We start from the raw sequence: 9,747 nt of genomic DNA on the forward strand, positions 1-9,747 counted from the left end.
GTACTAACAAGAATAGGTCTTCATGGCCTTTTTGGTCTAGTCGTCAGGGTGTTGCACTTGAATTGTAAACTGGGGGATTCATTTAATTCCTTAATTCCTGCTCTTATGACGTTAAGCTTGTTTGCTCTGATCAGTGCTTTGCTCATTGTGTTGTGGAACAGTAATCTGATTGCTTTGATTACCATGATTATCCAGGAGCCACTGCGGCGGATGAACACCAGCCTACCTGGCATGCTGCTGATTTACTCCTGTGGTAACTTCCTCTACACGTTGGGTATTCACCAAGCGGTTATCAATGGGACTTTGCTCGATCCAGTGCTGTTGGTCAACATGGCGAAGAACACAGCTGCTTATGCCGCCCATAAACCTATTCCTTACATCATGTCCAATACCTTCCGGGATACCTTTGGCATGATGGGGGGCACCGGCTCTACGATTGCTTTGCTGATTGCGGTGTTCCTGTTTTCTCGCGTGAAAGCCAACCGCGACATCGCTGCTTTGTCAGCGGTGCCAGGAATTTTCAACATCAATGAACCGGTCATCTTCGGGTTTCCAATTGTCTTCAACATTCCAATGATGATTCCGTTCGTTTTGAACCCGGTGATTGGGATCCTGATTGCCTATGCGGTTACCGCTGCCGGCTGGATGAGTCGGGTGGTCGTCATGGTGCCTTGGACCACGCCGCCGTTGATCAGTGGTTTTCTTGCTACCGCTGGGGATTGGCGCGCTGTCATTGTTCAAATTGTGATTTTAGTCATCAACATCGCGGTTTACGTGCCGTTCTTGAAGGTCAGTGAAAAAGTCACTGTCAAACAAGCGGAACAGGCACGCGAAGCAACTACTGAGTGACAATCAAAAGACTTTCGATGATCGAGGAAAATCATGAAGCAAAAAAGGAAATAATTTGATTGTGAACTAGTTTAATTGAGGAAGGGAAAGAGGCGACAATAGTTGAAAAAGTGGGATTCACTCTGTACCAAAGCACTTTTACTTTTAGCACCATTAGCGCTGGCTGTTACTCTTGTACCACAATTACCGAACATGCCGACGTCAGTCATTGTACACGCGACGACGGTTGATGAGGCGGCTGATCACCAAAACTTGGTGCAGCGAAGTGTCGATACGATTGATGCGATGCCTGATTTACCCAATAATTTTAAGCTGGTTGATTGGAAGGCGAGAGGGAAAGCGCTGATTGACTTTGTCTTTAATCCGGCAGCAACTAATTTTTCCGAGAAAACAGAAATTTCGACCGATCCATTGCGCTCATTTTCGACGATTTATCGTGATGACAGATACGGCGGCTACATGCTTCCGGCCTTTTATGGTGAAGACCGGCCATTAACTGATAACGTAGCGAATAAGCATTACGGGGCCGACGATCAAGAATCGATTTCAGTGACCAGTGGGTTGATATCCGCATCTTTAATGGGTATGAATATGAACCAGGAACTACCTAAGGAGCTACAAGGCTCGGTTTCTGGTGAAGTCAAGGATGCCGATGCACTTAACATCAAATATGAAACTTATCTGGATGATGCGTTGAAGTTTTTCTGGACGAAAAAGGGCACGAATATCTTTACTAATGTGCCCAATGGCTCAATGAGCACACTTCAGAACATGCCGGGGGCGTATCAAGCCTTTGATGATTTCTGGTACATGTTGATTGCAAATCAGAATTTTTTCCGTCTGGCCTACCTAAATAAGGATTGGCGACCAGATTTAATCAAAGACTTGCAAGAAAAAGTCGCCGATAAGATGGTGAAGATGGTTGATGCCTTGGGTGGCAAGAATTGTGACTTCAACATCCAAGGCTACGACATGATGAACATGAAGGTGGTCACCACAGCTCATCGGATGCAGCCGGACGGTGCTGTGGGGACAGCATATCTTCTATATGATGCTTATAACATTTTCAAGGCTAGTGATCCCCAAAAGGCCGAGCAGTATCTGACCTATGCAAAGTATTGCATGGATTATCTCGATAGCTTAACCAAGAATCCGTACTACGAGAACATGCTGATTGATGCAGTTTATCTGGCTAACCGGATGAACGCAGAGCAGGGCACCCATTACAATACTGCCAAATATATTGGCTGGATCACAACTGCAGCTGGTAGTTCTGTTCGGCAGTGGGGTGGAGTCAACTACACCGCCGATGGGACAGATGTGTACGGACTAACTGGTGACCCGAAGAGTGGATTAGCTTATTTCTTTAACTCGATTTATCCAATGACCTCTATTCTACCGGCTGCTAAATATGATCCTAGTTATGCAAAGATGACGGGTAAGTGGGCACTCAATATTGTTAATGCAACGCGGTACTTCTTGCCCACCGAACTAGCTCCGGATCATCAGACCGATGGTAACTATATTGGCAAGCCAGAAGGTAATGTCATGGCTTATGAGGCCTTGGATAAACAAGCTAATGGTGTATCCATTTACGGCAACGGGGATGCCGAAAATAATCGCACCACAGGTTGGAAAGCTGGCAAAAATGCTACCAATTTTGGCCTCTATGGGGGCTTTTACACCGGTGTTTTAGGGGCTTTAGTTTCTGGAACTAATGTGTCTAACATTCTTCAGTTAGATTGCTCAAAGACTGATTACTACCAGGATAATATGTATCAAACGTATCTTTACTACAATCCAAACAAACAAACTGAGAACGTCAAAATTGATCTTGGTAAAGAAAAGCATGATCTTTATGACTCAGTAACGGGAACATATTTGGCCAGGAATGTTTCCGGTCAGCAGAGCTTTAAAATGCTTGCCGATTCAGCACGAGTTATCGTTCTTGCACCGGCCAATAGTACCCAAGTCGTTAAAGGTAATCAGGTGTTTATTAACAACAAATTGGTTGATGGCACGAGTGCTGAACGTACAGTCAAGCCCGGTACCGATTCAGTTGCCAAGATCACTGTTGAAGGTAAGACGAGTTTCGACTACCTAGGCGAACAGCATCAATTCGCTGCAAAAGCTAGCCCGGTAACGGCCGAAGACTCAAGGGTCACCTGGTCCTTGCAAGATGCAAGCGGTAATACCAGCAAAATTGCTAGTGTCGATCAGCAAGGCAATGTCACTAGTGTAGCCAATGGTACGGTTTATCTGGTTGCCACGGCGTTGGATGGCTCTGGTGTCAGCGCCAAAGTTAAGCTCACGATTACAGGTCAGGATGTGCCACCGTTATCCCTTTACAAGCCAGTCACGGTTTCTAGCCAGACTGGGAATTTGGGTGGCGACTTGGCCGTTGATGGCGATACAGGAACGCGCTGGATCGCAGACAAGAATGACGATCACCCGTGGTTGGCGGTAGACTTAGAGCATGTTTCGTCTATTCAAGCGATTCGTTTGAACTGGGAGGCGGCTCGGCCACCAAAGTACGAGGTTCAAGTCTCCAATGATGGGAACACCTGGCATACCATCAAGGTCGAGGAGGATGAAGGCAACACGCCTAAAGTAGTCACGGTTGTGCCAACACAGTCGACTGAAGGGCGTTATGTCAGAGTTTATGCAGATGAAAAAGCAAGCTGGGGAGCTTCCCTTTATGAGGTGACAATCTTTGGACAAGCCTCAATTACCCAGCCAGTGATAGGCATGAGTATATCCGGCCCGACCACAGTCAGTGTGCCTGGAGCCGCAGTTAAATATACTGCTAAGATATTGCCCGAAGATGCGACAGACCAGCGCGTTATTTGGTCGGTTGTCAACTTGAATGGTTCGCCAACCGATTTGGCCACAATTAAGGCCAGTGGCTTGTTGACTCCGAACCACGACGGCGTTGTTATCGTTCAGGCGAAGGCTGTTGATGGCAGTGGCGTTGTTGCCGAACGAGTAGTGGTACTTTCTGGTCAGGATCTGCCCAACCTTGTTCTTAACAAACCAGTTAAGGCCACTCAACATGAAGACGCCAATCCTGAGAACCACATAAACGATGGTAATACTGAGACGCGTTGGGCCTCTGGCAGCACTGATAATGCTGAGGTGACTTTTGACCTTGGCACTCCAACAATGGTTAACAAAGTTGTTCTGCAGTGGGAGATTGCTTCTGCCCAGGTCTATAAATTACAGGGTTCTTTCGACGGGGAAACATATTTTGATCTGTTAACGAACAATGACGGCCAAGGCGGTGTCGAGGTTGAAAAGTTCAAGCCTACGCAAGTCCGGTACCTTCGTCTTCAATGTCTAAAGGCACGGCCTGGTTTGGCCTTTTCGCTTTGGGAACTGGCGGCTTACAATGATAGCCAAGTTGATAAGACTACGTTGAAAGCAGTCTGTGATCAATATGCGTCAATGGATGCGGCTGATTACGATCTAAGTAGTTTCGCCAAGCTACAGGATGCATTAAAAGTCGCGGAGAAGGTAATGAATGATGAAGCTGCAAATCAGTCAGATGTTGATAATAGCCTTCAGACTCTAGTCACAGCAGCTCGGAATCTCGTCCAAAAGCCTGAAGTCAATTTTGGTAGTTTGGACAGTATGATTGCTAAAGCGAGTGGGCTGAATCGGACAGACTATACCGATGACAGTTGGGCTAACTTGTCTAGTGCATTAAACGCGGCTAAGCAATTACGGCAAACGGCGACTCCAACGCAGCGAGCAATCGACGCGACAACGCAGCAATTGACTGATGCAATTCATAACCTTAAACTGTCTGTCAAGGTTGACACGAGTGCTGCCCGAGCCGCCCTTAGTAAATTCTCGACCCTAGACGCTACGAATTACACCCAGGAAAGCTGGCAACGTGTCACGGTAGCAGTAACCGCATTGAAAGCTGCGTTGGAACAAGCCACGACTCAGGAGAAGCTGGATAAGACCACAACGGCATTAACTTCCGCCATTGACGGTCTAAAAGCGAAAACGGGTAAAGGGCAGGACAAAAATGAACTGGCTGGCAAAGAAAGTCAGCACCTGGCAACCAATTCATCCAGAGAGAAGAAACCAACTGCAGTCAAAGCAAAAGCAACTAAGAAAAGACAATTGCCAAACACAGGGGATCAAAATAATCTTGTTGCAACGTTCATGGGCGTGGGGATTGTGTTTGTCGTTGGGATGTTTCACTTTCGTCGGTGGGGGCATTCTGAAAAGGACTGAGCGATTCATTCATGTTGCACAGATAGTGGATCAGCGTATACCGCAGGGGGTTCAGCAATTTTTTGAATCGCCATGAGGTGGCCCCATCAGTCGCTAGCAAAGGCCTACAAAGAGCTGGTGAAGCAAGTTGAAGGTATGACCTAACAACCACCCGTATCGTAAAAGCAACGTACTCGTTGCCGAACAAAACCAGTCGCGGGTGCGCTGCTGTCTAAGTGGTCAGCTTTGTCGCGGTCTCGTTCTGGTGCCATGAGAAATAAGCCGCCAACTGCTCCTCGGTTGGCTGGGTGCGGCACTGATATAGGATTATGCAGAGGCTGGTCTCCTATGTTTTAATTACAGACGAATTGTCAACTCAAGTGCAACTTTTTACCCATTAAAACTTTGACTCTGTGTCAAATGGTGTTGATTAATAGTTTTTATCTTTGGAAGGTCCACACTTGATGTGCCCTACAATTGTTAGACAAAAAGTCTAATGATTGTGACGTTTACCCCCAAAGTTGGCAACAACTTTGGGGGTATTATTTTGACCAAAATCACAATGGAAAGTAAGCACCCAATAACAGACCGTCTTGAAAACTAATAGAGCGCTAGAAATCGCCCAAGTAACGGCAATGTCTAACACTCATATTTTGGTGGTCCATGCTATGTCGACTATCGGTCTCGATTTAGACAGATTCCAAGGCAAATAAGCTTCCAGTTGCGCCGCTTTAGGGACGGCTGGGAACTGTGACAATTCATGTAGAATTTCTTCGATATATGCCCGTGGATCTAAGCCGTTGGCTTTGGCGGTCTGTGCCAAGGCATCGTACAAATCGGCTAGACTAGTGACGCCATGACCTCTGACAATAGAATAGATGAGGTCGTGCCATGTCGCGTGCGGCATATCTGCCATTGTACGTGTGAAGTCCTTGGTGTACTTGATGTTGACTTGCCAGATTTCGTTCTTCATGAACACCAGTAGGTGTTCATGAGCAATCGGGATAAATGTGCCGCCGTAACTCTTGCGGCCGCTAACGGTGTGAAATTGCTCTTTGATGAGGTGGCATTCTAGGTCGCCGTACCAAGTCATATCTTTAATGATTGAGTAGTAGTGACCTTTCTTGCGAACATCTCCAACCAAGAAGGCATGGCGGCCACCTTTGACCAAACTGTCGTATATCTTCTCGTTGATAACGTCTAGCTTTTCGATGAACGTATCGTAGGCATGGCGTTTGATAGGTCGTCCTTATCGTATGACCCGCGTTGGGTCGCGTAGTCGATAATGTCCCAGTATGGCGGGTGTGAGAATATAAGGTCTGATTGAACCGGCATCTCGTCCTTGAGTGCTTCCCAGCCATTCAACAGGTCAAGATGCACGCTGTTTTCAATGCCTAGGTCGGTCGCCACGTCCTTGCCGGTACCGCCGCCGCTGAACACCTCCACGAATTTCTTCGGCTTGTATGTTTCCAGCAAGTCCTTGATGACGTGGCCTGATACGTTGCCACGGTAACTGCTCTTGCCCCACTTACCACGGTCTTGATAGCTTAAAATGCTCGATTGTAAGGCCATTTCAATCACACTCCTTGGGTTGCTTGTTCAAATGCGGTTTTCAGGTCTGCGGCAAGGAAGCCCTGCTTTGGTTGGCTGACCACAGCCGCCGTAAGGCGACTGATGGCGTCCAGCTCCTGCTGACTGGGCCTTGCTGGGGTTGAGACCTAACTCGATGCACAACACGGCGGCAACGTACCATTCGCGATTACCCTTGTTGAACTCTGCCAGTGTCTTGTAGTAGGCGTTCACCATGTTGACGTTGACACTATCTGCGACAACCTCCTCCACGGCCTTACCCAGAAGCTTCTTGTAGTGGGCTTTGGGAACTTCCGTTTCGTGGTAGCAGTATGTCATATCCTGCATGGTTTGAGCTAGACGGTCAACGGGCTGTTTGACAACTTCATCATAGGTTGTTTTCATTATCTTTCTCCTCTGCCGATAAGGCGGCTTTTGCGGTTTGGTAAGCGAGATATTCGGAAACGACCGATAGCTCCGGCCGGAAGTCTGCATAATCATCTTTGGATAGGCTGTTCATGATACTTGTGAAGGCGGCAAATGCCGCCGCTGGATTATCTCGGTATTGTACGTTAGTTACCTTCATACCGCGGCCTCCTCGTTGTTTAGCATGGTTAGATACTCTGACACGGTCTCTACCTCGTAGCGAACGTCGTAAAAATCACGCTCGCTGAGAAACTCTACAATTGCAGTGAAAGCGTCTCGTGTCTTCGCCAGCTCTTCTTTTTCAGTCATTTTGCTTCTTCTCCTTCTTCGTATAAAACGCGTTGGGCCTTGCCGTGTGCAGTCTTGAGGTAGGCTACAATCACTTGCCAATCAGATAATGAAACCATGCCGTTTTCGTTGGTCTCTTTATAGGTAACGGGTAGCCCGCTTAGTTCGGCGCTTGCGATGACGTGCGTGGGCACCGCGACGCTTGCTAGGTTCACCCCAAACTCGTTTGGGTAGCGTACGCGGCCCGTATGAACAAAAATGCTGATGATGGCCTCCTGTAAGGCCGCCGCTGGGCTTGTGGCGGTCACCTCCTCCTGCCAATCATGAGCACCGTCGGCTAACGTGAAACCTGAATAAGCAATATACGTGTGCTGGGTCATGCTTCTACCTCCATTTTCTCGATAAGGTCGATACCAATATCTGTTAGCAGTGCTTTGAAGTGACGCTGGAAAGCACTGTCTGCATATTCGCCGCTTTCGCTCCGCCGTACATATTCTGCGAGCGTGCAAGCCGTTCCCATGTGGTCGTATACACGTAACTCTAGGCCCATTACGTTGTCATCAGTTAGCATCACGGTCAGCTCGGCGAACCCGTCGTTGTTGTCTGACCAGTTGAACATTTCGGTTAAATTCTCGTGGTAGCGATTATCTCTTTCGCCAAAGTTCTCAACGCCGGCGGCATAACCGATAATGTCCCGAGCGACCTGCTTGTCTTCGTCTGCTGTATGGCGCCAACATGGCCGAGACTCTAAAGACCAGCCAATGTGAAGCGCGTCCATGAGCATGACGCGGCCGTATCCCTACTGATAATGAATTGAGACCCGACACAATTCTTCACCGTTTTGGACTACTGCTACGCTTAGTTGTGTTCGCTCTCCCATAATGCTTTTCCACCCGCCCTGACCGGGGCCTGTCTTCTACTGCGGCCTCGCAGACCGCCTCGTGCAACGTCGGAGCCGTAACACCGGGTTCCTGGAACCGGCAAGGGTGATCTGAGCACAAAAGTTTTGCCGGACTTGCAAAAGTTTTTGCCCCTTGCTGGTGAAAGGGTTCCGGTGTAGCCGCGAAGCGGCGTTAGGCGTAGCGTGCACGAGGCGTACTGTGAGGCCTGCACTTGAACTTGGTTTTGACCTGGTTTCTTTGCTACCTTTGCCGATTGCAAACCTTCAGTAGAAATCTAGGTAGCCGCGGTGAGCGCGAAAGGGCCCTTGGGCCGCGCCACCGCATGACCACTGAGGACTCGTGCTTCGGTCCTTGAAGCGCGGGGCCGGAGGTTCATTTCATGCGGAACAAAAAAAAGGCTGATGTTAGTCAGCCTTTAATAGATCCGTGCTCTCAAGGTTCGGTAGCGTTAATGATGTCGTTAATTGTCTGCAATGTTTGCGCCAGCGTGTCCGAGGCAATGCGCTCAATCAGCTCAAAACGACGGCGGCGAAAATCGAATGTGTGAAATTGAAGGGGGTTGACGTAGCCGTCCGCTTTTTTCTGATGTAGTGGAACCAGAAGCCCAGTAGATTTGAGGCGGTTGCCTTCAGCATGGGAAATTGGACAGACGACTGCGAGACCTGTCATCTTTGCGTATTTGGCGTTGCTGATGACAAGAGCCGGCCGGCGCTTCTGGATCTCCTTGCCAGCACTTGGATCGAATCTAGCACTCACTATGTCACCTTTGTGCGGGATATACTCAGCTCCACTCACTATCAAGAACCTCCCGGTCACCTAGCACGTCGTTTTGTTTGAGATCAGCGTTATACCAGTCGCCCTCAAATGGATTCCGGTGTTTCGGAATGAAAACGATGGCCCCATCGGCCTTACGCTGAACGTCAAACTCTTGTCCTTCTTCGACGAGAAGCTGCTTCGGAACAGTGAGCGTCACGGAATGCCCGACTTTTCTAGCTTTTACTTTCACTCTGACCACTCCTTTCGTATATACCGAGTATACACCAGACCACGCTTAATGTCTATTAACGCTTTGCTCATCAATTCTGAATGCTTTCGGCGACTTCGGCTGCAATTCGGTAAAGCGTGGGTCTGCTGATGCCAAGCGTGCGTGCAATCTGGGCTTTCGATAGTGTTCCATCCTTTTGACGAAGGCCGTGTGCAGGAGGGGCGCTCCGCTTCCCCCCCTTGACTCCCTTCGGTAGTTCAAAGGCACCCCCGATTTTGCCTCGGCAAACGGGGTCAAAGTGCAGGTCGGTTTCGCAAGGCAAAACCGACCTCAAAAAGCATTGCCACTCGCTCGCGAATGGCAACAAAAAAGGGGGCTGTGACATAACCCCTTCAAAATAGGACCAAGACTCGGAAATCACGAAGATGGCGCTGGTCCGCGTCAAGTAGACAGGTGAAATAATTAAAGTGCCTATGCAATTTCCTTTACGGCATGACTCCGGTA

Annotated in this window: 10 protein-coding genes and 1 pseudogene; 2 read left to right on the forward strand and 9 right to left on the reverse strand. The window is 48.6% G+C overall.

Translation table 11 applies throughout. The features are described 5' to 3' along the window. Together JUF21_RS11055 and JUF21_RS11060 are read left to right on the forward strand one after the other, a co-directional pair. Window positions 1–849 (forward strand): PTS sugar transporter subunit IIC (locus JUF21_RS11055; RefSeq protein WP_203664644.1); only part of this gene is annotated, 849 nt, incomplete at its 5' end. 102 nt (window positions 850–951) lie between these two features. Beyond that, window positions 952–5,094, forward strand: coding sequence for a discoidin domain-containing protein (locus JUF21_RS11060; RefSeq protein WP_203664645.1), 4,143 nt, complete (start codon window positions 952–954; stop codon window positions 5,092–5,094). A 625-nt stretch (window positions 5,095–5,719) separates the two neighbouring features. Here JUF21_RS11060 and JUF21_RS11065 read toward each other — a convergent pair. The 9 genes and pseudogenes from JUF21_RS11065 to mazE all read right to left on the reverse strand — a co-directional run bounded on the left by JUF21_RS11065 (window position 5,720) and on the right by mazE (window position 9,264). Continuing rightward, complete coding sequence (locus JUF21_RS11065; protein ID WP_203664647.1) at window positions 5,720–6,244, reverse strand: transposase domain-containing protein; 525 nt, start codon at window positions 6,242–6,244, stop codon at window positions 5,720–5,722. A 29-nt stretch (window positions 6,245–6,273) separates the two neighbouring features. Further along, window positions 6,274–6,645 carry a hypothetical protein gene (locus tag JUF21_RS11070; RefSeq protein ID WP_203664649.1) on the reverse strand — a complete coding sequence of 124 codons (372 nt, stop codon included), beginning with the start codon at window positions 6,643–6,645 and terminating at the stop codon, window positions 6,274–6,276. 5 nt (window positions 6,646–6,650) lie between these two features. Continuing rightward, window positions 6,651–7,047, reverse strand: a pseudogene (locus tag JUF21_RS11075) (hypothetical protein). After that, a complete protein-coding gene (locus JUF21_RS11080) occupies window positions 7,031–7,228 on the reverse strand; it encodes a hypothetical protein (RefSeq protein ID WP_203664651.1) in 198 nt (65 codons plus the stop codon). Before JUF21_RS11080 ends, JUF21_RS11075 begins: the two are co-directional and overlap by 17 nt. Further along, entirely contained in the window at window positions 7,225–7,377 is a 153-nt protein-coding gene (locus JUF21_RS11085; protein ID WP_203664653.1) for a hypothetical protein, read from the reverse strand. Before JUF21_RS11085 ends, JUF21_RS11080 begins: the two co-directional genes overlap by 4 nt. Beyond that, window positions 7,374–7,736, reverse strand: coding sequence for a hypothetical protein (locus JUF21_RS11090; RefSeq protein WP_203664655.1), 363 nt, complete (start codon window positions 7,734–7,736; stop codon window positions 7,374–7,376). The genes JUF21_RS11085 and JUF21_RS11090 overlap by 4 nt, the downstream gene beginning before the upstream one ends. After that, window positions 7,733–8,140, reverse strand: coding sequence for a hypothetical protein (locus JUF21_RS11095; RefSeq protein ID WP_203664657.1), 408 nt, complete (start codon window positions 8,138–8,140; stop codon window positions 7,733–7,735). The genes JUF21_RS11090 and JUF21_RS11095 overlap by 4 nt, the downstream gene beginning before the upstream one ends. 550 nt (window positions 8,141–8,690) lie before the next feature. Then, window positions 8,691–9,053, reverse strand: a complete 363-nt coding sequence (locus JUF21_RS11100; protein ID WP_203664660.1) for a type II toxin-antitoxin system PemK/MazF family toxin — start codon at window positions 9,051–9,053, stop codon at window positions 8,691–8,693. Beyond that, complete coding sequence (mazE, locus tag JUF21_RS11105) at window positions 9,040–9,264, reverse strand: type II toxin-antitoxin system PemI/MazE family antitoxin (protein ID WP_203664663.1); 225 nt, start codon at window positions 9,262–9,264, stop codon at window positions 9,040–9,042. The genes JUF21_RS11100 and mazE overlap by 14 nt, the downstream gene beginning before the upstream one ends. Window positions 9,265–9,747: the final 483 nt, after the last annotated feature.

The organism is Lacticaseibacillus sp. 53-4, assembly GCF_016861805.1.
GTDB lineage: Bacteria > Bacillota > Bacilli > Lactobacillales > Lactobacillaceae > Lacticaseibacillus.

Excerpts from the sequence above, each read along its gene's own strand:
- JUF21_RS11070 (WP_203664649.1), bottom strand. The coding sequence starts at position 6,645 with ATGGCCTTACAATCGAGCATTTTAAGCTATCAAGACCGTGGTAAGTGG.
- JUF21_RS11080 (WP_203664651.1), bottom strand. The coding sequence starts at position 7,228 with ATGAAGGTAACTAACGTACAATACCGAGATAATCCAGCGGCGGCATTT.
- JUF21_RS11085 (WP_203664653.1), bottom strand. The coding sequence starts at position 7,377 with ATGACTGAAAAAGAAGAGCTGGCGAAGACACGAGACGCTTTCACTGCA.
- JUF21_RS11090 (WP_203664655.1), bottom strand. The coding sequence starts at position 7,736 with ATGACCCAGCACACGTATATTGCTTATTCAGGTTTCACGTTAGCCGAC.
- JUF21_RS11095 (WP_203664657.1), bottom strand. The coding sequence starts at position 8,140 with ATGCTCATGGACGCGCTTCACATTGGCTGGTCTTTAGAGTCTCGGCCA.